24 protein-coding genes are annotated in these 25180 nt (G+C 36.0%); 16 read left to right on the forward strand and 8 right to left on the reverse strand.

Going from position 1 to position 25180, the window contains the following annotated elements; translation table 11 throughout:
- The first annotated feature begins 309 nt into the window (after positions 1 to 309).
- The 7 genes from purB (at position 310) to PMI13_RS16140 (ending at position 8997) form a co-directional block, all read left to right on the forward strand.
- Positions 310 to 1737, forward strand: coding sequence for an adenylosuccinate lyase (purB, locus tag PMI13_RS16110; RefSeq protein WP_007845656.1), 1428 nt, complete (start codon positions 310 to 312; stop codon positions 1735 to 1737).
- A gap of 36 nt (positions 1738 to 1773) precedes the next feature.
- Positions 1774 to 2796, forward strand: a complete 1023-nt coding sequence (locus PMI13_RS16115) for a hypothetical protein (protein WP_034670632.1) — start codon at positions 1774 to 1776, stop codon at positions 2794 to 2796.
- 9 nt (positions 2797 to 2805) lie between these two features.
- The gene (locus tag PMI13_RS16120) at positions 2806 to 3768 is read left to right on the forward strand and encodes a WG repeat-containing protein (RefSeq protein ID WP_007845658.1); all 963 of its coding nucleotides are present in this window, start codon (positions 2806 to 2808) and stop codon (positions 3766 to 3768) included.
- Between the two features lie 29 nt (positions 3769 to 3797).
- Positions 3798 to 7493, forward strand: coding sequence for a phosphoribosylformylglycinamidine synthase (locus tag PMI13_RS16125; RefSeq protein ID WP_007845659.1), 3696 nt, complete (start codon positions 3798 to 3800; stop codon positions 7491 to 7493).
- Positions 7471 to 7887 (forward strand): hypothetical protein, encoded by a 417-nt coding sequence (locus tag PMI13_RS16130; RefSeq protein ID WP_007845660.1) that lies wholly within the window; start codon positions 7471 to 7473, stop codon positions 7885 to 7887. The genes PMI13_RS16125 and PMI13_RS16130 overlap by 23 nt, the downstream gene beginning before the upstream one ends.
- A gap of 151 nt (positions 7888 to 8038) precedes the next feature.
- A complete protein-coding gene (locus PMI13_RS16135; protein WP_007845661.1) occupies positions 8039 to 8665 on the forward strand; it encodes an SGNH/GDSL hydrolase family protein in 627 nt (208 codons plus the stop codon).
- Complete coding sequence (locus PMI13_RS16140) at positions 8665 to 8997, forward strand: gamma-glutamylcyclotransferase family protein (RefSeq protein WP_007845662.1); 333 nt, start codon at positions 8665 to 8667, stop codon at positions 8995 to 8997. Before PMI13_RS16135 ends, PMI13_RS16140 begins: the two co-directional genes overlap by 1 nt.
- Before the next feature lie 110 nt (positions 8998 to 9107).
- Here the strand turns inward: PMI13_RS16140 and PMI13_RS16145 are convergent, their stop codons facing one another.
- The gene (locus PMI13_RS16145; RefSeq protein WP_007845663.1) at positions 9108 to 9476 is read right to left on the reverse strand and encodes a diacylglycerol kinase; all 369 of its coding nucleotides are present in this window, start codon (positions 9474 to 9476) and stop codon (positions 9108 to 9110) included.
- Positions 9477 to 9673: 197 nt separating this feature from the next.
- Here PMI13_RS16145 and dnaN point away from each other — a divergent pair, with 197 nt between their 5' ends.
- The 4 genes from dnaN to PMI13_RS16165 all read left to right on the forward strand — a co-directional run bounded on the left by dnaN (position 9674) and on the right by PMI13_RS16165 (position 15090).
- Positions 9674 to 10804: a DNA polymerase III subunit beta gene (dnaN, locus tag PMI13_RS16150; RefSeq protein WP_007845665.1), complete on the forward strand. Its 1131-nt coding sequence runs from the start codon at positions 9674 to 9676 to the stop codon at positions 10802 to 10804.
- A gap of 78 nt (positions 10805 to 10882) precedes the next feature.
- Positions 10883 to 11716, forward strand: a complete 834-nt coding sequence (locus PMI13_RS16155; RefSeq protein WP_051957081.1) for a M23 family metallopeptidase — start codon at positions 10883 to 10885, stop codon at positions 11714 to 11716.
- A gap of 197 nt (positions 11717 to 11913) precedes the next feature.
- Positions 11914 to 14316: a phenylalanine--tRNA ligase subunit beta gene (pheT, locus tag PMI13_RS16160; protein WP_007845670.1), complete on the forward strand. Its 2403-nt coding sequence runs from the start codon at positions 11914 to 11916 to the stop codon at positions 14314 to 14316.
- A gap of 363 nt (positions 14317 to 14679) precedes the next feature.
- The gene (locus PMI13_RS16165) at positions 14680 to 15090 is read left to right on the forward strand and encodes an META domain-containing protein (protein ID WP_007845672.1); all 411 of its coding nucleotides are present in this window, start codon (positions 14680 to 14682) and stop codon (positions 15088 to 15090) included.
- Between the two features lie 52 nt (positions 15091 to 15142).
- Here the strand turns inward: PMI13_RS16165 and PMI13_RS16170 are convergent, their stop codons facing one another.
- The 7 genes from PMI13_RS16170 to PMI13_RS16200 form a co-directional block, all read right to left on the reverse strand.
- Positions 15143 to 15382 (reverse strand): hypothetical protein, encoded by a 240-nt coding sequence (locus PMI13_RS16170; protein WP_007845674.1) that lies wholly within the window; start codon positions 15380 to 15382, stop codon positions 15143 to 15145.
- Positions 15383 to 15418: 36 nt separating this feature from the next.
- Positions 15419 to 16735: a hypothetical protein gene (locus PMI13_RS16175; RefSeq protein WP_007845676.1), complete on the reverse strand. Its 1317-nt coding sequence runs from the start codon at positions 16733 to 16735 to the stop codon at positions 15419 to 15421.
- A 47-nt stretch (positions 16736 to 16782) separates the two neighbouring features.
- Positions 16783 to 17673, reverse strand: coding sequence for a 3-hydroxyacyl-CoA dehydrogenase family protein (locus PMI13_RS16180; RefSeq protein WP_185096109.1), 891 nt, complete (start codon positions 17671 to 17673; stop codon positions 16783 to 16785).
- Between the two features lie 12 nt (positions 17674 to 17685).
- On the reverse strand, positions 17686 to 18096 hold the full coding sequence (locus tag PMI13_RS16185) for a hypothetical protein (protein ID WP_007845678.1): 411 nt from the start codon (positions 18094 to 18096) through the stop codon (positions 17686 to 17688).
- 34 nt (positions 18097 to 18130) lie between these two features.
- On the reverse strand, positions 18131 to 19009 hold the full coding sequence (gene bla-A / locus PMI13_RS16190; RefSeq protein WP_007845679.1) for a CGA/CIA family class A beta-lactamase: 879 nt from the start codon (positions 19007 to 19009) through the stop codon (positions 18131 to 18133).
- 64 nt (positions 19010 to 19073) lie between these two features.
- A complete protein-coding gene (locus tag PMI13_RS16195) occupies positions 19074 to 20804 on the reverse strand; it encodes a cellulase family glycosylhydrolase (protein ID WP_007845680.1) in 1731 nt (576 codons plus the stop codon).
- Positions 20805 to 21063: 259 nt separating this feature from the next.
- The gene (locus PMI13_RS16200) at positions 21064 to 22029 is read right to left on the reverse strand and encodes a Gfo/Idh/MocA family protein (RefSeq protein ID WP_007845681.1); all 966 of its coding nucleotides are present in this window, start codon (positions 22027 to 22029) and stop codon (positions 21064 to 21066) included.
- Positions 22030 to 22154: 125 nt separating this feature from the next.
- On the opposite strand from PMI13_RS16200, the gene PMI13_RS16205 reads away from it, so the two are divergent.
- From PMI13_RS16205 to PMI13_RS16225, 5 genes are all read left to right on the forward strand, one after another.
- Positions 22155 to 22805: a protein-L-isoaspartate(D-aspartate) O-methyltransferase gene (locus tag PMI13_RS16205; protein WP_007845682.1), complete on the forward strand. Its 651-nt coding sequence runs from the start codon at positions 22155 to 22157 to the stop codon at positions 22803 to 22805.
- A 2-nt stretch (positions 22806 to 22807) separates the two neighbouring features.
- Positions 22808 to 23200: a DUF1801 domain-containing protein gene (locus PMI13_RS16210; RefSeq protein WP_007845683.1), complete on the forward strand. Its 393-nt coding sequence runs from the start codon at positions 22808 to 22810 to the stop codon at positions 23198 to 23200.
- Between the two features lie 156 nt (positions 23201 to 23356).
- Entirely contained in the window at positions 23357 to 23620 is a 264-nt protein-coding gene (locus PMI13_RS16215; RefSeq protein WP_007845684.1) for a hypothetical protein, read from the forward strand.
- An 81-nt stretch (positions 23621 to 23701) separates the two neighbouring features.
- Complete coding sequence (locus tag PMI13_RS16220) at positions 23702 to 24664, forward strand: 2-hydroxyacid dehydrogenase (RefSeq protein WP_007845685.1); 963 nt, start codon at positions 23702 to 23704, stop codon at positions 24662 to 24664.
- A 90-nt stretch (positions 24665 to 24754) separates the two neighbouring features.
- Entirely contained in the window at positions 24755 to 25042 is a 288-nt protein-coding gene (locus PMI13_RS16225; protein WP_007845686.1) for a hypothetical protein, read from the forward strand.
- The last annotated feature ends 138 nt before the right edge of the window (positions 25043 to 25180 follow it).

Raw genomic sequence — 25180 nt, forward strand, 5'->3', positions numbered from 1 at the left:
CCTTTCTTTTTGAGCATAAAAAAAAGACTGTCTCACTTTTGAGACAGCCTCTTTTTAAATACATTGGATTCTGTTTCCAAAACCTGAATTTCAGAACAAAACAAAGCGTTTTATAATCCTGGGAGTAATTCATAAATTAAAATTTTGGTTATAAAACCTGAAATAATATGCGGATGGAATATATAGGATAACAGGTTTTAGACAGAACAAAAATCATCTGGCTTCAGCCAAAATTTAAAACGGCATCTGCAATTTTCATCTCTCAACGAAAAATCGTATTTTTGTACATCTAAAAAGTAATAAGAAAGAATGAATTCCTACAAAAATCCATTGGAAGAGCGCTACTCCAGTGAAGAAATGTTATTTAACTTCTCACACAATAACAAATTCCAGAATTGGAGAAAGCTTTGGATAGCTCTTGCTGAAATCGAAAAAGACCTTGGACTTGAAATTACAGACGAGCAGATCGCTGAGTTGAAAGCTAATGCTGAAAATATCGATTATGAGAAAGCAGCTGAGTATGAGAAAAAATTCCGTCATGATGTAATGGCTCACGTTCATACCTATGGAGATGTGGCACCATCAGCAAAAGGAATCATTCATTTGGGAGCTACTTCGGCGTTTGTAGGAGACAATACAGATTTAATTCAGATTCGCGACGGACTTTTAATTTTAAAGAAAAAGTTGGTTAACGTAATGAAGAACTTAGCAGATTTTGCTATTCAATATAAAGATTTACCGACTTTAGGTTTCACACATTTTCAACCGGCTCAGTTGACAACAGTTGGAAAAAGAGCGACACTTTGGTTACAGAGTTTGGTTCTTGACATCGAAGAATTAGACTTCTTCCTTGAAACACTTCGTTTCAGAGGTGTAAAAGGTACAACAGGAACTGCAGCAAGTTTCCTTGAGCTTTTCAATGGTGATTATTCCAAAGTAAAACATTTAGATAAAGAGCTTTCAAAAAGATTCGGTTTCGAAAAGGTTTTTGGAGTTTCCGGACAGACTTACGACAGAAAAATAGATGCGAAAGTGGTTGCTTTATTAGGAAATATTGCCCAATCTGCCCATAAATTCACGAACGATTTACGTTTACTTCAAAATTTGAAAGAGATTGAAGAGCCATTCGAGAAAAACCAGATCGGTTCATCAGCAATGGCTTATAAGCGTAATCCAATGAGAAGCGAAAGAATAGGAGCATTGGCAAAATATGTAATGTCTTTGACTACAAGTTCTGCAATGGTAGCTTCAACACAATGGTTTGAAAGAACATTAGACGATTCTGCCAATAAGAGATTAACAATTCCCCAGGCGTTTTTAGCGGTTGATGCAATCCTATTGATCTGGAACAACATCATGAACGGAATTGTTGTATATCCGAACAGAATCAACAAACACATTATGGAAGAGCTTCCTTTCATGGCGACAGAATACATCATCATGGAAGAAGTGAAGGCAGGAGGTGACCGTCAGGAAATCCACGAAGTGATCAGAGTTCATTCTATGGAAGCTTCTAAAAAGGTAAAAGAAGAAGGAAAAGAAAACGACCTGATTGAAAGGATCTTAAATGACGATTCTTTAAAACTGGATAAATCAAAATTAAAAGAAGTTTTAGATCCCAAAAACTTTATCGGGTTTGCTCCGGTTCAGACGGAAGAATTCATCAGCAATGAAGTTCAGCCGATTCTGGATGCAAACAAAGACCTGATAGGATTGGAGGCTGATCTTAAAGTATAATACATGCAGCTTCGGCTGCATTTTTTTGTAATTTACATGAAGTTTTCACTATTTATCATTCAGATTCTGTTTCCTTTGACTGTATTTTCTCAAAGCTTAAAACCAAACAAGAAAATTAAATCTAGTCAAGATTTTGAACATACAGTTTCAGGAATTATGGCTCCGGCTAATCTGATGGATTTTTCCAGAACGGTATTGCTTACAAATTCTAAAAATGACAGTGTTTTTGCAGCAGAATATGAGAATAAAAATAATGATGCATTGTTTCAGTTTAAAATTGTCCCCGGTTTTGTAGATGAAGAAAGGCTTCTGAATTATTATTATAAAAATTTTGATGAACGAAGGTATTCGCCTAAAGAGAGCGAAAAAATAAATAAAACAATAACTTTTAAGGAAGGGAAATTTAAGCTTAATGGAATCAGTACTTATTTTACTCATCTCAACAGGCTGATTAATGTTAGGATTTATGATGCTGGATTTTGGATGTTTATTTCAGAAATTAGTCAAAAAGGGAATGATACATTGTTTCTGAACAAAAAACAGGATGAATTTTTAAGTAAGCTGTTACCAACAAAAATTGTAGAAAAAAATCCGTTAACAAAATATTCAAATATTATTTATGCACCTGCTGCTTTACGCGATACCTTGATGTTAAGAAGTACTATGAGCAGTGCAACAAATAAACTGAAATGGCTGCACGAAAATATTAATAAATATGAAAGATCGGCTGGGATTCCCGGAACTCTTTTAGATTATCAAATTGCAGGAATTAATGGTTTTATAGATTATAAAACGAAAAAAAATCCTAAGTCAAGCAAGGGAGGATATGAAACGACTAATTTAGTAGAATTCTTTACAAAACTCAGGAATGCGGGTTTTATAGATGAATTTTTGATGGAAAGTTATTACTATTTATTGACTCCCGCAGAAAATCATAGTTTCAACTATACTGATTATCAAAAGTGGAAACAAGAGAATTCAATTGATTATAATGTGAATCAAAAATATTATATTATTGTAAATTCAAGAAAGAAAACCGATCTTAGCAAAGATGAGTAAATTAAAAATATGAAAAAAATACTTGTATTCATTTTACTGATACCCATTTTTTCCTTTTCACAAAAAAAGGAAGTTTTAAAGTATTTTAAATCAAAAGATTCTTTGGTTGGTGTAAAAAACCAGGATGGTAAAATCATTGTTCCTGCTCAGTTCAAAATTTTTTCCTATTTGAAGGATGGGGAATTGGTTCAGGAAAATACCATTTATTTTGATGGACCCCAAAAAGATGAGGTTAAAGAAAAAAATGCATGGGGATACGTTTATGACAGAAAAGGAAATTTCCTGTACAGGCCTTTCTTTTATGACAATGGAGCTGATTATTTTGCAGAAGGGGTAAGAAGATTTGTTAAAAACGGAAAAGTTGGTTTTGCAGACAGAAACGGAACCGTGATCATAAAGCCCGAACATGATTTTGTTTCTCCTTTTAATTATGGTTATGCTGCATTTTGTGACGGCTGTGATTGGGAGAAAACAGAGGAAGAACACAAAGCAATAGTGGGTGGTACCTGGGGCGTGATGAATTTCAAAGGTGAAATCGTTCAGCCGATAGAAAAGAAATCGGAAAAAGAGGTGGAGGTAAACGGAAAGCATTATCCATATCCATTTGCATACAACGAAAAAGAGAAGAATATTCTTCAGTTTTTTGAAAAACAAAACAAACAGCTTTCTGAGATCTATTATGTTAATCATTATACTGAATTATCTCAAAATCAAAAGAAATTATACTTTGAGATTGTTGAGAGGCCAAAAAATGATTTTCCATTTTATCAGGTATACGCCTATGATTACAGAAAAGCAGAAGCAGGAATATCGGATTTTAAATTTTTAGTTTCAGAAGATGGTAAAAATGTTCTGGCCCTGGAATTTGAAAATGAAAAAATCCCTTTTGAAAAATGGCTGAAACAGCAAATGGAAAACGCTATTCAGTTTCAGAAGGAACATCCGGATAATCCGAATAAATTAAGTAAATAAGTCTAATAATATTTAATATCTGGCATCTAATGTCTAATAACAAAAGAATTTTCGTAGAAAAAAGAGGAATTTTCGATGTAGAAAGTCCAAAAATTTTTGATGAAGTAAAAGCGGTCGCTCCGTCGGTTAACCATGTGAAAGTATACAATGTGTATGATATTTTTAACCTGAATGACGGTGAATTTGAAAAAGTGGTAAACAGTACATTCGTAGACCCTGTTACTGATATTCTGCACACTGAAAACCCTGCAGCATCTGTTCATTTTGCCATGGAGTTTTTGCCGGGCCAGTATGATCAGCGTGCCGATTCTGCACAGCAGTGTATCGCTTTACTGACTGAAAATGAAAAGTCTAAAGTAAGAAGTGGAAAGCTGATCGAATTCGAAGGCGTTTCTGAAGCTGATTTAGTAAAAATCAAAGACCTTTTAATCAATAAAGTGGAGTCTCAGGAGAAAGATTTATCAACGTTAAACATTCCTGCTGAAGAAACTCCGTCAAAAGTTATCATTCACGAAAATTTTATCAGTTTTAATGATGCAGAGCTTGAAAGCTTCTTTAATAATCACGGATTTGCATTAGGATTGGATGATTTAAAATTCATTCAGGAATACTTTAAAACAGAGCAGAGAAATCCTACGGAAACAGAACTGAAAGTTTTAGACACTTATTGGAGTGACCACTGCCGTCATACGACTTTTGAAACGGAATTGTCAGATATCCGGTTTGAAGGACAGTTTAAGCATACATTGGAAACTATTTTCAATGATTATATAGAAAAAAGAAAATTCTTGGGCCGTGAATTAAAGCCGATTTCCTTAATGGACCTGGCAACCGTTTGCGGAAGGTATTTCCATAAAACAGGTAACCTGGAAAACCTTGTCGTTTCCGATGAGATCAATGCCTGTACTATCCAGATTGAAGCTGAATATGATGGAAAAAAAGAACCGTGGTATTTACTATTCAAAAACGAAACCCACAACCATCCTACGGAAATTGAACCTTTCGGAGGAGCTTCAACATGTTTAGGCGGAGCAATCAGAGACCCTTTATCCGGAAGATCCTTTGTATTCCAGGCGATGAGGCTGACTGGTGCTGCTGATGTTTTAGAACCGGTTGGTCAGACTTTACCCGGGAAATTACCTCAGAAAACAATTACAAAACAGGCTGCCAACGGATACTCTTCATACGGTAACCAGATCGGTCTGGCGACTACCATGGTTTCTGAAATCTATGATGAAGGCTATAAAGCAAAAAGAATGGAAGTTGGTTTCGTTACCGGAGCAGTTCCTGTAGATTGGGTAAGACGTGAAAAGCCTGCAAACGGAGATTCTATCATCATTTTAGGTGGTGCAACGGGTCGTGACGGAGTTGGTGGAGCAAGCGGAAGCTCAAAAGAACAGGATGAAACTTCTATTCATACCATGAGTTCGGAGGTTCAGAAAGGAAACGCCGTTGAAGAACGTAAAATTCAGAGACTGTTCAGAAACCCCGAAGTAACCCGGCTGATAAAAAAATCAAATGACTTTGGAGCGGGTGGGGTGTCTGTAGCCATCGGAGAAATTGCAGATTCTTTAGAAGTAAATCTTGATGTTCTACCCTTAAAATATGAAGGATTAAACGGAACCGAGCTTGCTATTTCGGAATCTCAGGAAAGAATGGCTGTGGTAGTAGATCCGAAAGATAAAGAACAGTTTATCAAATATTGTGAAGATGAAAACATTGTTGCGGTAGAAGTGGCAAAAGTTACAGATTCAGGAAGAATGCAGATGTTCTGGAAAGGAGATAAGATTGTTGACCTTTCAAGAGCGTTTTTAGATACCAACGGATGTGCTAAAAGCCAGGAAGTGGAAATTACCCACCTTGAGGAGGTTAAAGCAGACAATAAGCCTTTCTCTGAAGAAGAATTCCTGAAAATTTTAAGTGATAAAAATGTAGCCTCTCAAAAAGGCTTGCTGGAGATGTTCGATTCATCTATTGGTGCGACTACGGTTGCGATGCCTTTAGGTGGAAAATTTCAGCAGACTTTGATGGAAGGAAGTGTTCAGACATTGCCGGTCATCGGAGCAAAAAATATTGAAACGGTTTCTTTGGCAAGCTGGGGATTTGATGCCGGAATTTCAAAACAAAACTCATTGCTGGGATCAGCTTATGCCGCAGTGGAAAGTGTGGCTAAGATCGTTGCAATGGGTGGAGATTATAAAAATATCAGACTGAGCTTCCAGGAATATTTTGAAAAACTGGGCCAGAATCCTGAGAAATGGGGGAAACCTTTAGCTTCTTTACTGGGAGCTTATGATGCCCAGATTAATCTTGGTTTAGCGGCTATCGGAGGAAAAGATTCAATGAGTGGAACGTATCAGGATCTGAACGTGCCACCGACATTGATTTCTTTTGCCTGTGCCAACGGAGAAAAGAAAAATATCATCTCTCCTGAATTTAAAAAAGAAGGAAATAAACTGTATTTCTTCAATCATATTCCACAGGAAAGCGGACTTCCGGATTATAATACTTTAAAAGAGATTTTCAGCTTCATTTTTGAGAATATCAAAACAGGAAAGATTGCCTCTGTGAAGACCGTTAAAGATGGTGGTGTTGCCGTAGCTTTAGCAAAAATGAGCTTCGGAAACAGGTTAGGTGCTGAAATCAATGTTGACGAAAATGTTTTGTTGGCTAAAAATATCGGCAGTCTAATTATTGAATCCACAGAAGAATTAAGCTCAGTATCCCTGCAGCTGATCGGAGAAGTTAAAGATTCAAATGCTTTAAAAATAAATGGCCTTGAATCCAGCATCCTGGATCTTGTGTCTGCTTATACAGGAACATTTGAAAACCTTTTCCCAACGGTTGAAAAAGAAAAGCTGACGATTGAGCCGGATGAAAAATCAAACTCGATCCATCCGAGAAATATTATCATTAAAAAACACGGGATCGCACAGCCTAAAGTATTTGCACCGGTTTTCCCGGGAACAAACTGTGAATACGAAACACTGAATGCATTCCGGAAAGAAGGTGCTGTGGTAAGCAGTCTGCCTCTTAAAAATATCAGTCATCAGTTGCTGGATGAAAGCATTGATGCCTGGGTAGAAGAAATCAGACAATCCCAGATTCTGGCTTTCTCAGGAGGATTCTCTGCCGGGGATGAACCTGATGGTTCTGCAAAATTCATTGTAAACGTTTTGAAGAACGAAAAAATGAAAAATGCTGTCCATGAGTTGTTAGACAGAGACGGGATGATCATCGGGATCTGTAACGGTTTCCAGGCATTGGTGAAATCAGGATTGCTGCCTTACGGAAGAATCAAAGACTTAGACGAAAACTCTCCTACACTGGCTCATAATGCCATCAGAAGACATATTTCCCAGATGGTCAATGTGAAAGTGGTGAATGACGAAAGCCCATGGTTGAAAGGAATGAAAGACCAGGTGTTTACCATTCCGATTTCTCACGGGGAAGGCCGTTTCATGGCTTCGGAAGCAGAAATTCAAAAGCTTTATGAAAACGGACAGATAGCGACCCAATACATCGATTTCGATGGGAATATCGCTCACGGAATGCCTTTCAACCCTAATAATTCTTTATTCGGAATTGAAGGAATTACCAGCCCATGCGGAAAAATTTACGGTAGAATGGGGCATCCGGAACGTTTTGCCGAAGGTCTTATGAAAAATATTCCAACTGCGAATTATCATAACATCTTTAAAAATGGAGTCGAATACTTCAAATAACAATAAAAAGAAAATGATCGTCATTAATGGCGGTCATTTTTCTGATCTGACCGAATTCTACGAAGAAATTTCCAATATCCTTATGAAGAATGCAGGCTGGAAGGCCGGAACTTTAGATGGATTCAACGATATTTTATACGGCGGTTTTGGTGTATTTGAAAACGGACAGGAAGTTGAATTAATCTGGAAAGAATCCCAGAAATCAAAAAGTGATTTAGGATTCAATGCCACCCGTGAATTTTACGAAAGAAAAATCAGACAGGGGAAACCTTTTAATATAGAACTGATTCAGCAAAAACTGGATGAATTAATTTCCGGAAAAGGACAAACGTTATTTGATATTTTAATAGAAATTATAGAAGATCATAAAAATATAACACTGATTTTAGATTGAAAATTGAAACTATTAAGATTAATGAAGGTTTTAAGTTAAATTAAGCTGGCTGGAATACATAATTCCATTGCTTAAATAATAATTTTCAGCTATGATTCTAATTTATCTTAATTGCTCAATGTTTCAAAATATTTCAGTAAAATAGTTTAAAATGAAGAAAATAAGATATGGTTTATTCTTCGGTGACAGTATCACATACGGCGAATACGATAGGGTTTTTGGCGGTTGGGTAGATATTCTGAAAAGATATTCTTTGCAGAAATTTCACGAAGGAAGTGATGAGCTGATCCTTTTCAATCTTGGAATCGGAGGCGAAACAACCGATGGTTTGTTGAAAAGAATCCCTCATGAATTAAGTGCAAGGAATTCGGCAGAAGGAAACATCGTTTTCATAGGATACGGAGCCAATGATTTAGCTATAAAAGACGGAATTCAGATGGTAAACCCTGACCAGTTTAAAAACAATGTCCAATCTGCAGTTCAGACGGCAAAACAGTTTTCAGACGACATTTATCTGGTCAGTATACTCCCATTCTCTGAAAAAATTGACAAAGTGGTAACGGCTTCCGGAAAGTTGAGAATAAGTGAAGATGTTTTGCAATACAATCAGATTCTCAAAAATATTGCAGCTGAAAATTCACTGATGTATATTGATTTCTATTCAGCATTTTTAAAAGACAAAGAAATCCTGCTTTCAGGCGATGGCGTACATCCCAATGAAAAGGGATACGGAATGATGGCTGAAATTGCGATTCCAATCATTGAAAAATATTTATAATGCCTTATTTATTTTCATACGGGACTTTGCAGAAAGAAGATGTTCAGAGGGAAACATTCGGAAGGCTGCTGAATGGTGAAAAAGATCTTTTAACAGGTTATAAACTTAAAATGCTCGAAATTACCGATCCGGAAGTTTTAAGAAAAAGCAGCCAGAAATACCATCCCATTTTAGAATTTTCCGGAGATAGGGAAGATGAGGTCGAAGGCGTTCTGTTTGAAGTTACAGATAGGGAAATTCTTCAGGCTGATAAATACGAAGTGAATGATTATAAAAGAATTGAGACTGTTTTTAAGTCGGGAAAGAAAGGATTTATTTATGTTGGGAAATGACTTTTAAACATAATTAGCACAAAATAATATTTACAGTTTATATCAATAGAAACGGGCTTGAGCCCGTTTGCTTGTTTTTATATATCCATTGGCTTTAGCCCAACCTATTCTCAAGCAGGAAAAACAGTGAAAATATATTTCCAGTAAACAATAATCCCCACAGCAACCGAAGCAATGGTCATCAGCAAAGTGGCTCCCGCCGAGATATCTTTAATAAAGCCAATCCTTTTGTCAAAATCGGGTTGTATTATATCACAGATCTTTTCAATAGCCGTATTGAAAATTTCAGCACTTAAAACACCAAAAGAGACAATAAGAATAAGCGAGGTATCAGTAGCGGAAAGCTTCAAATAAAAAATTAAAAAAAGATTGATCAGAAAAGCAGCAGCTTCTATCCGGAAATTCCTTTCTGTTTTGATCATCAAAAAAACACCTCGGAAAGCATTGAAAAAACTTTGATGAATGGGTGGTTTTCGCATGACAAAAAGATTATTTACAAATATAATTAATTGCTTAAAGAAAATCCCTATCTTTAATCCGTTATGATGATCCGGTCATCAAAAACGGAACTGGAAATGGTTTTGAAAATCTTTTGATGGTTGTTAATAACTCACAGGATTATATTTTTTAATCTATTTTCTATTTATTATATTTGTAAAAATTTATTTTTAAATCTATGAAATTTATTATTTCAAGTGGTGAACTGCAGAAGGCTTTGCAAACTGTAAGTGGCGTAATATCAAGTTCTCAGTCGAGACCTATTTTAGAAAACTATCTTTTTGAGTTAAACGAAAATAATGTTACCATTACAGCATCTGATGGCGAAACAACGCTTGTAACTTCTCTGGAAGTGAAGTCTGATGATTCGGGTAAGTTTGCTGTTCCTGCTAAGATTTTTCAGGATTTTATCAAAACTTATGGTGAACAGCCTTTAACGTTGTCTGTGAAAGATAATGCAGAAGGTACAGGAAGCCAGCTTGAGATTTTAGATGAAAAAGATAATTTCGCAGTAGCATTGGATAACGCAGATGATTACCCGGAGCTACCGGAATTTGATGCTTCGCAAAATGTGACAATGCCAGCGGGTGTTTTATCTGAAGCATTAACCAATACCCTTTTTGCAACAAGCAACGACTCCCTTCGCCCGGTAATGACAGGAGTGCTGTTCCAGTTTGGAGAAAATGAAACCAACTTCGTTTCTACAGATTCCCACAGACTGGTTGTGTATAAAAGAACAGACCTGATGAATGCTGAACCTATGGAATTCATCATGCCTAAAAAACCTCTGAATATTTTCAAAAATATTTTAGCAAGCTCAAACGACGATGTAAGCATCGATTTCAATGAGAATATGGCTAAATTTACTTTTGATAAGCATATCTGGATCTGCAGGCTGATCGACGGAAAGTATCCTAACTATACAGCAGTAATTCCAAAAGAAAACCCGAATGTGCTGACGATTAACAGAAACCTGTTATTGGGAGCTATCAAAAGAGCATCGATCATGTCTAACAAATCGACCAATCAGGTAAGATTCAAACTGTCTGCCAACATCCTTCACCTTCATGCAGAAGATACGGAATATGCAAACAAAGCAGATATGCAGATTCCTTGTGACTATAACGGAGAAGATATCAATATCGGATTCAGTTCTAAATTTTTAACTGAAATGCTGACGGTTCTTGGTTCTGATGATATTACCATGAAAATGTCACAACCCAACAGGCCCGGAATCATTGAGCCTCTTGATGGTCTTGAAGAAAATGAAAATATCTTAATGTTATCAATGCCGGTAATCGGATTATAATATTAAAACTAAATAATAAAAAAGAGATTGATTTTTTTCAGTCTCTTTTTTAATGCGTTAATTTTGAATCAGTTCAATATGAAAAAAATATTTTTTGTATCATTCTTATTTCAGTTTATCATTCTGTTTTCTCAAAAAAACACCAGAATATATTACGAGAAGAATAGAGATACAATTACATATTATGCCGACAATCAGGAACTTTTTCCTGTATCTTTTGTATTTTCAGCCCAACCGGAATTGGAAAATATGAATAAGCCTGAAGCTTTTAAGATGACTCAGGTATTGCCCTCAAAATCACTGAAAAACAAAATAGCTTATTTTGTAGTTAATGATAAAACAAAAAGATGGGCAGTGAAAAAAATGCCGGGTTATCTGATCTATATAGGAGACATTACTTTAAAGACCTATGATTCCGGATATGTATATGATCTTCCTTTTCCAAAAGGGAAATCTTTTAATGTGTATCAGGGGTATAATGGAAAATTTTCCCATCAGAACGAAAATTCTATTGATTTTTCTATGCCCGAAGGCACTGAAATTCTGGCCGCCAGGGAAGGTCTTGTGGTTGATCTGGTTAAGCATAATAATTCAGGTTGTGCTGAGATAAACTGTGCTAATCAGGCCAATTATATTACCATTTTGCATCCGGACGGAACGTTTGCCCAGTATTATCACCTGAAACAAAACGGAGTACTGGTGAATATCGGAGATCAGGTGAAAAAAGGCGATATAATAGGGTTGAGTGGAAATACAGGTTGGAGCAACGGACCCCATTTACATTTCGTAACGTATCTTTCCGATTCAAAAGGAGATAAATTAAGAACAACCCTTAAGACCCTTTTCAGAACAGGTAATGGCAGTAAAACAGAATTTGTTTCAGAGAAAAAAACATATTCAAAAAACTATTGATTTAAAAATGTTTTCCTGGTATCTGACTGATTTTTTATAGGGAATCGTTAGAAGAAAAAACATGGAAAACATACAAAAACAACAAAGTATTAACCTTCAAAATTTCGCTGTTTCTCAAAAAAACACGACATTTGTACGGAAAAAAATGTGCAGTAAAAATCGCACAAAATTCAAAATAAAATTTTCAAAATAAACGGATGAAGATATCAAATAACTGGCTGAAAGATTATATAAAAACGGAATTGAAGCCTGAAAGAATCGGGGAGTTCCTTACAGATATAGGTCTTGAGGTAGAAGGGATAGATAAATTTGAAAGTGTAAAGGGAAGTTTGGAAGGTATTGTAGTAGGTAAGGTTTTAACCTGCGAAAAACATCCGAATGCTGATAAACTGAAGAAAACAACAGTAGAGGTAGGAAACGGAAAGGTGTTAAACATTGTTTGTGGTGCTCCGAATGTAGAGGCAGGGCAAACCGTTCCTGTTGCAGTTGTTGGAACAAAAATCTATGACAAAACCGGGAACTTTTTTGAGATCAGGGAAGCAAAAATCAGAGGAGAGGTTTCACAGGGAATGATCTGTGCTGAAGACGAATTAGGATTGAGCGAAGATCATGGTGGAATTATGGTTTTAGATGAAACCAAATATGAAGTCGGGAAAGATTTTGCAGATTATTTTGAATTAACCAACGATGATGTTTTTGAAATCGGATTGACACCGAACAGAACTGATGCAATGTCTCATTATGGCGTAGCCAGAGATTTGTATGCTTTTCTTTCAACCAACAAACAGAAATCGGAATTTGAAAAAGTGGCTTCTGAAGCCTTGAACGGTGAAGGAACTCACGACTTTACCTTAGAAGTGGAAGACGCTGAATTATGCCCGAGATACATCGGTGCTGTCATTGAAGATGTAAAAGTGGCTGAATCTCCGGTTTGGTTAAAAAACAGATTGGAAGCTATCGGATTAAGTCCGATCAACAATATTGTAGACATTACGAATTATATTCTTCATGGTTTCGGACAACCGCTTCATGCTTTTGATGCAGATAAAATTGCAGATAAAAAAGTAAAGGTGGGAACGGTAAAAGAAGGAACTAAATTTACCACTCTGGATGGTGTTGAAAGAACCCTGAACGGTTCTGAAATCATGATCAAAGACGGAAAAGATAATCCAATGTGTATTGCCGGGGTTTTTGGCGGTGCTCATTCAGGAGTTTCGGACGAGACGAAAACTATTTTCCTGGAAAGCGCTTATTTCAACCCGGTAGCGGTGAGAAAGGGTGCTAAATTCCACGGTCTGAATACGGATGCATCTTTCAGGTTTGAAAGAGGAGTAGACCCGAATATTACTAGAACGGCAATTACCCATGCTATCAGAATGATTCAGGAATTGGCAGAAGGAAAATTGATAGGAGACCTGCTGGAAGAATATCCGACGAAAATCGAAGACAGCTATGTCATTATAAGATTCTCTAAAATTGAACAGATTCTGGGAACTAAAATTCACAGGGAGAAAGTAAAAGAAATTTTGAAAGCTCTTGAGATAAAAGTCCTTAATGAAATCCAAAACGGATTGGAAATTTCTGTTCCTGCCTACAGAGCGGATGTTACAAGAGAAATCGACGTTATCGAAGAAATTTTAAGAATCTACGGTTATAATAAGATTGATGCCCCGCAAAAGATTTCATTTACTCCGGTGAAGCTTAGTGCGAATGATCAGGATGAACTGGAAAACAACTGGGCGAGAACTTTGCAGAGCTTAGGTTTCAATGAAGTAATGAATAATTCGCTTACTTCTGTGAAAGATGAAACAGATGCCGTAAAATTACTGAATCCGTTGAGCAATGATTTAGCATTTATGAGAAAATCTTTATTGGAAGGGCTTCTTCAAAATGCAATCTACAATATCAACAGAAAGAACCAGGATATTAAATTCTTTGAATTTGGTAAAATTTACCATAAAAGGGCCCGGTATGAAGAAAGAAAACAATTAGCTCTCTTGGTTTCAGGAAGAAATGTTGCAGAAAACTGGTTACAGCCAAAATCTGCTACTGATTTCTATAACCTGAAAGCTTATGTGAAGGTTTTACTGGAAAGACAGGCTTTAGATTACAAAGAGGTTGCTTTATCTGACGAAAGATTTTCTGATGCCCTGGCTTACGAAGTGAATGGAAAAACGCTGGTAAGAATTGGAAAAATAGCTCCTGCTTTATTAAAAGACTTTGATATTGAGCAGGATTGTTTCTATGCGGAAATAGAGCTGGAATATGCTCAGGAATTACGTTATGAAAATGAATTGAAATTTAAGGATATCCCTAAATTCAATAGGATCAGAAGGGATTTAGCTTTGCTGATTGACAAAAACATCAACTATCAGGATTTATACCAAACGGCTAAAAAGAATAAATCTCCGTTCATTAAAAGCATCAATTTATTCGATGTATATGAAGGGAAAAACCTTCCGGAAGGTAAGAAATCTTATGCGATGAGCTTTGAGCTTCTTAATGAAGAGAAAACACTGGAAGAAAAGGAAATTGCAGAAGTAATGGATTCTTTGGTGAAGTCTTTCCAGAAAGAATTCAATGCGGAATTGAGATCTTAAAATATAAAGATTATATCATATATATTATATTGAAACGGGCTTTAGCCCGTTTTTTTATGTTTAATAATATGGTGAGCGGATTAATAGGAACGGGCTTCAGTTCAACTTAAGATCGCAAAAAAAAGGAATATTAATTATTGAAGGTTTGGCTAAAGCCGAATGAATTTATTTGATTTGAAAACGGGCTAAAGCCCGTTCCTGTTGACGGGAAAAAATCTATTTTATTAAATTTTTATGACTTTTGTTATTAAAAAGCTCATGGGTAATTAAATTATTTTAAAAGCCTGGCAGATAATAAAACTGATCCCAAACCGTTTAAATAATATAATTTCCGTAAATTTGATCAAATCAAAAAAGAAAAAAATGAAAAATCTTTTTTTAAGTGTATGTGCAGCAGCAGTTTTGGCGTCGTGTGGAACAATGTCGAGCGCTTCCGCTTCAAAAGTAGGAAAATCACAGCCTTCACTAGCGAATACAAAATGGACGCTGGCTGATAATGTAAAAGGAAAAGTTCCGACCTTACATATTGAAGGTGATAAAATCAATGGAAATGCAGGATGTAACAATTATTTCGGGACTGCTAAAATAGACCCTTCCACAGGTGATTTCTCGGCCGGACAGATGGGATCTACAAAAATGATGTGTGATAACATCAGTGTGGAGCAGAATTTTATGGATATGATGGGGAAAGCCAACAAATATGTAATCTCTGGTACAACTTTAGAATTGTATAAAGACAATCTTTTATTATTGAAATTCAATAAAACTGAATAAAATAAAAGGAACTCAGATCTGAGTTCCTTTTTTTATTGTGTTAACGTTCGTTTTATTCTTCTTCCTCTTCGTCGTATTTAGCTAACTCTTCATCACACCATTTGAAAGCAGCTTCAACAACCTTAGTAGCCTCATCTGCCATTGTTTCTTCGTCATCGCCTTCCAAATCATCCAACCACTCAACTTCTTCCTCCTCCACATTTAAGATAAATCTTGGATATTCTGTATGAACTACGAATAAATCTTCTGGAAATTCCGAATTATCTGCTAATAAAAACTTTGGTAATTTCATTTTTTTAATGTTTTAACTTTCTCAAAGATAATAAAATTATTGATATTTGTTCTTGTCGATTTTAATTTTTTGTAAAACTTTATATCTTGTGAGCGTGGTTCTTTGCAGGGTATCTTTAGGTTTAAAAGTAATGCTTATATCAGCATTTACAGTACTTATTAATTCTGCGATTTGTATTTTTTCCAGATCTTCAGCTTTTTCCAGATAAAATTTCAACGGAACATCATTTAAATGTTCAGATTGTAAAAACTGTTTGATCTCTTTTCTGTTTTCAAGGTAATCTCCCTTTGAAAGCCAGGTGAAAATAAAACCCGATGCCAAGCTTAAAATACCTATAGCATATACTACTTTAATACCCAGTATGTTATATAGTTTTCTGAAATAGACCAGCCAGATCGGCAGACTGAACGGAGCAATCAATCGGTAATCAATTGGATTTACCGAATAAAAATATTGAATAAAATAAGAGCAGATAATTCCAAAAACGCCTGTAAAGACAAAGAAAGATTCAGGATTTGAAAGCTTGTTTCTGATGAAAAGAAAAACAATAAAAAGAATATTCAGGAGACCGATCCCATAAATCCCGTAGTTGATGATTCCTCCGCCCGGATTGGCCATATGAATGAACGGATTAAAAGCAGTCGTTAACCCCTGAAAAAGTTCTGTCAGCAATTGTGAAGTGGGATGCAATCCCATTTCGAGAAACTGATTGACATAGTTTTCATTAAAATAATCAATAAATAAAAACTTATACAAAATGATAAAAAGACCGCAGATAACAGAAGAAATAATCAATACGGCAGCATACTTTCTTTTCAGGAAAATAAGTCCGTAAAGCCCTGTTCCGCCAATAAAAAATAAGGCACTGTATCTGATATTATACAAAGCAATTAAGGAAAGGGATAAATAGAATATGGCTCTTTGCTTTTCTAAATTTCCGTTAATGATCTGGTCTGAGACATATAAGAAAAGGAAAACAAAAGGAAGGGTGAGCGCCTCACTCATCGTAAATGCATAAATAGAGACAAAGCTGAATAAAGCACTTACAGTGATAGATTCTCTCAGGTAGAACTTCTTTTTCCATGCGAAAAAAACAATGAAAAGAAAAGCCAGAATCCCAACAGCCTTACTGCCCCAGAACTCATCAAACCCGAAAAGTGTAAAGAATTTTATGCTTAAGGGATATCCTAATGGAGTTGTTGTATTATCAATGGTGGGAAAAACATGTGCAAACCTCATATACCGTATGGAATCAGGGCTTACTCTGCCTTTTTCATTCAGTAAAAAACGTAAAATGGTCATCACTAGAGTAATGATGACCAATATTATCTGAATATTTCTTTCTTTTTTCATTAAGGTTGCAGCTTTATAACTCATAACTCACAACTCATAACTTATAACTATTTCAAAAACATTTTTGAAACTTTCTCCGCTTTTTTGATTTCAGAATAATCATAGAACCCTTCCCCTGATTTTACACCCAGTTTTCCGGCCATTACCATATTAACCAATAATGGATTTGGAGCGTATTTAGGATTTTTGAAACCGTCATACATCACGTTTAAGATAGCAAGACAAACATCAAGTCCTATGAAATCTGCCAGCTGAAGAGGGCCCATTGGATGAGCCATTCCTAATTTCATTACCGTATCGATCTCTTCAACACCTGCAACACCGTTGTAAAGCGTTTCAATAGATTCGTTGATCATAGGCATTAAAATTCTGTTTGCCACAAAACCAGGATAATCGTTAACCTCTACAGGAACTTTTCCTAATGTTTTGCTCATTTCGTAAATCTGGTCAAAAGTTTCCTTAGAAGTAGAATATCCCTTAATGATTTCTACCAGTTTCATGATAGGAACCGGGTTCATAAAGTGCATTCCGATTACTTTTTCCGGTCTTTTGGTTGCAGAAGCGATTTTAGTGATTGAAATAGAAGAAGTATTGGTGGCCAGAATACAGTTTTCAGGAGCGAATTCATCCATCTGACCAAAGATTTTTAATTTTAAATCCTGGTTTTCCGTTGCAGCTTCCACAATTAAATCAGCTGTTCCTACAGCATTTTTAAGCTCGGTAAAAGTGGTAATATTTCCTAAAGTTTCTGCTTTCTGCTCTTCTGTAAGATTACCTTTTGCAATTATTCTGTCAAGGTTATTGGTAATGGTTTTAATTCCTCTGTCTAAAGCATCCTGGGATACGTCTACCAGATTCACGTTAAATCCGCTTTGTGCAAATGTATGTGCAATACCATTTCCCATGGTTCCGGCTCCAATAACTACAATGTTTTTGATCATTTTCTTAAATTATTTTTTATAGAGAGTTAAATTTCTTGCTTTTGCTAAATCCTCTTTTGTGATGATGGTTGCTTCTTCAAAATTAACAATTCCGTCCCTGCTTTGGTTTCTTTTACCATTTTGTGACCCTATCACAGACTGAAGCCCTTTGATAAAACTGCTTTTCTGAACTTTTGAAAGCTTATCAATACCAATATACAGATTGAATTCTCCTTCCCGTCCCAATCCGCTTTGTCCATAAATTTCAAGAGCTTTGATTTTATTTTTTTTCTGAAACTTCTTTACATAATTTATTACAGGATCTGTAGACGGGGTTCCACAGCAGATGCTGGCATAACCGATTTGCAGGTAGTTTTGATTCTTCTGTGAGAAAAAGAACGTGGAATAGAAAATACTGAATATAATAGCTGTTTGTTTCATATTGATTTTGGGCTTTAAAATTAAGCTTTAAAAATTACTTATTAAAATATTCCCAGACAGTCTTTGAAACATCAGAAATAATTTTGCAGTTTATCGCATCAGTTTCTGTGGAATTGCTTACAAATACGGCAATTGCATAATGTTTCCCATCAGGTAGGGTTACAATCCCCATATCATTTTCAGCACCGGTTAATCCATCCTTATTTTTACCTGAAGACCCCGTTTTATGGGCAACAGGTGTCCCTTTGGGTAACTGCTCAACCAGTTTGTTGGTTCCCGTTTTTGTCCCGAGCATTACTTTCATGAGATATTCAGTAGATTTCCCCGAAAGAAGTTTTCCGTCATAGAATTTTTTCAATACCTGTACAATAGAGCCCGTGGTGGAGTAATTCTCATATTGTGCATTCCAGTCTTTATGCATCTCTTCTTCGTTAAATTTGATCTGAAAGCCTTTCACTCCTTTAGAATCCATGAATTTCTGAACGGTTGAAGTTCCCCCGATTAATTTTAAAAGGATATCGCAGCCATTGTTATCACTTTGTGCAACGGTAAAATCGATAATTTCACTTAATGGAAGCTCAATATTCCCGGCAGGATATTTTTCACGAAGGGGAGACCACGTATTGTCTAACAGATCTGATTTTTTAACAAATATTTTCTGATCCAGGGAGAGTTTTCCTTTATCAACAAAATCCAACACCGCAGCAGCAATATGGAATTTGAATACACTCTGCATCGGAAGTTTTTTATCTCCGTTTTTATTGTATGTAAACTCATTTTCAAAACCCAGGACTGAAACTCCCACAGTTCCTTTTTTATCTTTTATAATCGAATTGATTTTCTGGTCAAGTGCTGAGTTTTGAGCAAAGGTAAATCCTGAGATCAGAACAAGAAGAAATCCTATTTTTTTCATAGTCGTAAATTTAAAAAAAAATCCCTTTTAGCATCTAAAAGGGATTTGTAATTTGTATCAAATACTATTTTACTTCAAAATAATTCAGGTTGACGCCGTCATTTTCAAAAACGACCCTGATTTTATTTTCACCTTTTTTCAGACTGACGTTTTTGACAGAAACTGTTTTCCAGTTTTCATTTCCACCTGTGAAAGCTAGGGAAACATTAGCCAGTTGTTTTCCTGAAGTATCTTCAATTCTTATTTTTGAATCGCTGGTGGCAGCATATCTTATATCAAAAGTATAGGCCTTATCAGCTTTGCTATTGATCGTATATTGAATCCATTCTCCGGTTTCGGTTTTTCCTACGTAATACTGATTGGTAATTTTATCAGTGCATACATAGATATCCACTGCATCATTTCTCATCTGATGGCCGGCATTCCATTCAGATCTTTTAGCCGGATCACTTACCCAGAGGTTGGTAAAATCTTTATCCATGTAAGCAGAGCCCATTCTTCCCAAATCAAATTCGGTAGCAAAAATTTTTCCCGGAACTAAATGATTTTTAAAAGGTTTTGTGGAATCATCGGTTACCTGTCTGAACATTGCATCCACTACATCCGTTTTAATTTCTACCTTGCTGAATTTATAATTGTCCGCAATTTTCATTAAAGCTTTATAAGCGAAATCTTTTGAAGGTTTTTCGCCGCCGTTTTTCCAGTAATCCAGTAATTTCTGGTATTCGGGAGTGATTTTTACGCTGGTAACCCCTGCGGTATTATCGATTTTCTTCATCGGCCAGAATGCATATCCTATATTATGCTTATTAAGCAGCTGAATAAGCTCTGTAAACCATACATTCGAGTTTTCTCCCGTTTCTCCGAGCCAGATCGGCATATGGTGCTTCTCTCTTAAATCCAATGCGTTTTTCAGTGTTGCATCATCATTATTATTCCAGTATTTATGGAAGCTGAATACCATATTGTTATCCCAGATCGGGATCAAACCGTTATAATTGTTTCCCCAGCCGTTTCCTTCAATAATGATAATGTGCTTCTGGTCTGCTTCTCTGATGGCTGCAGTAATTTCCTTCTGTAATTTCCAGAGTGGGGCATTCGACATTTCGTCGGTACCGTTCGGATTTTTCCCGGTGAAATTGATATTCGGCTCATTAATCAGATCATAGCCGCCAATCCATGGCTCGTTCTTATATCTTTCTGCCAGTTTTTTCCAGAGGGCAATTGTTTTTTTCTGGTTTTCCTCACTTTCCCAAAGAGAAGGCTTTGATTTGTCATTATCAGAAATATTGACATCATTTCCCTGACCACCAGGCGCAGCATGAAGATCAAGAATCAGATAGATCTTGTTGTCGGCACACCATTTCAGCAAATCATCTGTCATTTTAAAACCTTCTTCCAGCCATGTATTTTTACCTTTTACAGGCTCCTTTTCAATTGGCAGAGTGTAAAGGTTGTAGTGCATCGGCAGCCTGATAGAATTGAAGCCTGATTTTGCGAGAAAATCAATATCCTGTTTTGTAATGCCGTTTTTCAGATAAGCTTTATAAAATTCATTCATGCCGTCTTCACCGATCAGCTCTGCAATCTTTTGCTTGATTTTATATTGTGGGCCTGCAAAATCTGCTGTTTTCAGCATATACCCTTCCTGCAGCATCCATCCTCCCAAACCGAGACCTTTAAGCTGAATATTTTCACCTTTATCATTCACGATTTTTTGACCATTTGTTTTCAGTAATTGAGATGTCCCAAATTGAGACAATAAAACTGCGGATAATAGAATGGCTCTTTTCATAGTTTTGATTTTAAAATATTAGGAGATTGTTTTAAGAATTACTTTTTTTAGGTAATCACAAATATATTTAAAAATTATTGAATAAAAATTAAAATTCCTCTCCGGATGAAAAAATATTCAGAGAGGAAATGAAATTTAATATTGATGGAGTTTGAACCATTAAGAATTAATTAAGCTGTTAAGAAGATGAAGCTTGCTTCACTTAACCTAATCCCTTCAAATTCCTTAAGATTCAAAGATATTTACTTTTATTTCTTAATTATTTAGTAATCAGTTTCATAATTTCCAGTGCTATTTTCAAGGCTTCTGTTCCGTCTTCCAGGGAAACTTCCACATTTTTACCTTCAGTAATGGCGTCTGCAAAAGAGTTTAACTCATCCAGAATTGCATTATTGGGCTGGATATTCGGATATTCAAATAAAATCTGATTCTTTTCACCATCTGCATTTTCGATGATCATATCAAATGGAGTTGGATTCTCAGGAGCATCTTTCATACGGATAACTTCCGCCTTTTTTTCAAGAAAATCTACAGAAATATAAGCATCTTTCTGGAAAAAACGGCTTTTTCTCATAGCCTTCATTGAAATTCTTGAAGTGGTAAGATTGGCAACACATCCGTTTTCAAATTCTATTCTTGCATTGGAAATATCCGGAGTTTTACTTACTACACAAACACCGCTGGCATGAATGTTTTTAACTTTAGATTTCACAATGCTTAATAAAATATCCAGATCGTGAATCATTAAATCCAGCACGACGGAAACATCAGTTCCACGCGGATTGAATTCTGCGAGCCTGTGGATCTCAATAAACATAGGGTCCTTAATATATTCCTTGGTTGCCATAAATGCAGGATTGTATCTTTCAACATGTCCTACCTGTGCTTTGATCCTATTTTCACGGCATTTATAAAGAATTTCCTCTGCTTGCTGCAAGGTCTGGGTAACGGGCTTTTCGATGAAAAAATGAAGTCCTTTCTGGATGGCTTTTAAAGCGTAATCATAATGATAAAGAGTGGGTGTTACGATATCCAGCATATCGATCTGATCCAGAAGATCATCAAAATTTTCAAAATATTTGTAACCGAATTCGGTTTCCAGCTTTCTTCCGTTTTCTGCATCTTTATCATGAAAACCCACGAATTCATATTTATCCGATTGATTGAGAAGCTTTAAATGTATTTTTCCCAAATGTCCGGCACCTACCAAACCTGCTTTCAACATAGCTTTTTTTAATTTTTGTAAAGATAAGAAAGAAGTTAGATTTTAGATGCTAGAAGTTAGATTTTTGTAAATAATTCTTTAATCTAATACCTGAAATTTAACTTCTAATTTCTTATTTTTGTGAGATGCAAGATACGTTTGTACATAAAGGAAAAAGAAAGATTTTGGTGGATTATCTCCGGTATAAAATCGGGATTTCAGATGAAAGCGTACTTTCAGCAATGAATGAAGTCCCGAGACATCTATTCATCGAAAGTATTTTTGAAGATTTTGCCTATGAAGACCGTGCCTTTCCGATTCTGGCCCATCAAACTATTTCTCATCCGTCGACAGTAGCAGAACAATCCGAACTTTTACGGGTGAAACCAGGAGAAAAAGTACTTGAAATCGGAACGGGTTGCGGTTATCAGACGGCTGTTTTACTGGCAATGAAAGCTTTGGTATATACCGTGGAAAGACAGAAAGATCTGTTTGATTTTTCAAAGAAAAAATTCAGGGAAATGCACCTGTTCCCAAAATTTCAGAGTTTTGGGGATGGTTTTGCAGGATTACCTACTTTCGCTCCGTTTGATAAGATTATTGTAACCTGCGGAGCCTCCGTTTTACCTACAGAATTATTAAAACAGTTAAAAGTAGGTGGAAAAATGGTGATTCCATTGGGGCCCACCGATGAACAGGTTTTATACAGGTTCACAAAAATTTCTCCTACGGAAATTGAAAAAGAAGAATTCGGAGCCTACAAATTTGTTCCGATGCTTAATAATACCAATCAATAACCATGATAAATCCCGATATTACCGATTATAATGAAATGCAGGCTGAGTCTGATAGAGAAATCTGCCGCTTACTTTCCACAATAATCGATCGTGAGCTGGATGATGCGGAAAATAAAATCTGGCACCGGCATCCAGTATGGTTTCTGGAAGGAAATCCGGTTGCGGGTTACAGTAAGCTGAAAGACTCCGTGAGACTACTTTTCTGGAGCGGACAGTCTTTTGATGAAGAAGAGCTTAAAGTGGAAGGAACGTTTAAAGCCGCAGAAAAAAGATATACTTCAGTTCAGGAAATTAATGAAGATAATCTGAAAAGATGGCTGGAAAAATCCAGAAATATCCAGTGGGATTATAAAAATATAGTCAAAAGGAAAGGACAGTTGATCAGATTAAAGTAAATTTTAATCGCAAAGATTGACAATTTATATCATCTTAATCTATCCTTTTACTGAGGCCGGCCGAGAGATAATTAAGATCTGAAATGACAGACTGACGTGATTTTTCGGAACGGAAATTGAAGCATTTCATTACCTAATCACGTAAATTTTATGGTCATGGATACGAATAGATTTAAATCTTCTCATGATTTTAGTAATATTCAGAAAAACCTGCATAATAATCCGGGATACCATGCAGAAAGTTATTCCCAAAAGGTGAAGGATTATCTGAATGATATGAAAAGTAAAAACAAGGAAGCTACGAAGCAGGGATTTATGGCTCATGCCCAAAAATCAGCGAAAGATGTTTGGGAAGAGATTAAGGAAATGGCTTCTGAAGCCTGGGAGAAAAATAAAGACAATTCGGATGAGAATCAATAATTTTTAATAGCAAAGTAAAAAACCTCACTTTTTAGCAGGAGTGAGGTTTTTTATTTCCGAAAATTTTAAGTAAAATAAATAATGAAAGTATTTGTAAATAAAAGAATACCGGAAACGGGAATGGAAGCCGGACTGGAAGTTTTCATTCCGGATCATGATAATCTTTCTCATGAAGAATGGCTGATTTATTGTCAGAATACCGATGCTATTTTAAGTATCGGCAATGAATTCTGGTATGATAAGGATTTCTTTGATCAATGTCCTGATATAAAGGCAGTTGCTCTTTATTCCGTAGGTTTTGACCATGTGGATATTAAAGAGGCCAACCGTAGGGGAATTCCAATTGGGAATACACCGGATGTTTTAAGCAAAGCTACTTCTGATGTTGCTTTTCTATTAATGCAATCGGTGGCAAGGAGAGCAAGTTATAATTTTCAGAAAGTAAAAGACGGGAATTGGGGCCATTTTGATCCGCTGCACGCTTTAGGCCAGGAATTATACGGAAAAACCTTAGGGATTTTGGGGCTCGGAAGAATTGGTTTTGAAATGGCAAAAAAATCCCGGAAAGCTTTTGATATGAATATTATTTATCATAATCGCCATCGGAATGAAGAAGCGGAAAAAGAATTGAATGCAGCTTATGTTTCTTTTGAAGAATTAATTGCACAGTCCGATGTATTAAGCATTCATGCGAATTTTACCCCACAGCAGAAAGAGCTTTTTAACGGACCTGTTTTTGAGAAGATGAAGGACAATGCGATTTTCATCAATACGGCAAGAGGTGGTTTTCAGAACGAAAAAGATTTATATGAGGCTCTGGTTTCAAAGCAGATCTGGGGTGCAGGTTTAGATGTTACAAATCCTGAACCGATGTCCAGGGAAAGTTCACTTCTAGGGCTTTCAAATGCCTGCGTATTGCCCCATATCGGTTCTGCAACCATTGAAGCAAGAACCGGAATGGCAAAGATGGCAGCAGAAAATATCATTGCTTTTTCCAGGGGTGAAAAAATGCCTTATTGCGCGAATCCTGAAGTATACGATTGATAAAAGATAAAATCTTATTAAAAATTTTCATAAAAAAGATGTTGGAATTATTTTTGTTCTGCTTTATAAAACATAAAAAATACTAAGATTATGATACCCGAAGATAACCTCAATGAGCAAAATAGAAAATTAGAACAAATGGATTACAATCCGAATGAAGATATGTTTAACAAAGAAAAACATATTTCATTGGATGGAGACGGAAATCCAATTGATGATGAAGATTATGGTGATATGGAAATGGATCTCGATGTTCCCGGTTCTGATGACGACGATGATATGGAAGAAATAGGATCTGAGGATGAAGAAAATAATTACTGGAGCCTCAGTGATAATGAAGATGACCACGAAGAAGAAAATGATGACCTGATCAGTTAATATACAGCCTTACTACATTTAGTAAGGTTTTTTTATTTTAGCCCATCACATTTCCCGGATTCCCTTTTTGGGGAGAAAAAATTGAGGCTGTCTCAAAAGTGAGACAGTCTTTTTTTTATGCTCAAAAAGAAAGGAAAG

The organism is Chryseobacterium populi, from assembly GCF_000282115.1.
GTDB lineage: Bacteria > Bacteroidota > Bacteroidia > Flavobacteriales > Weeksellaceae > Chryseobacterium > Chryseobacterium populi.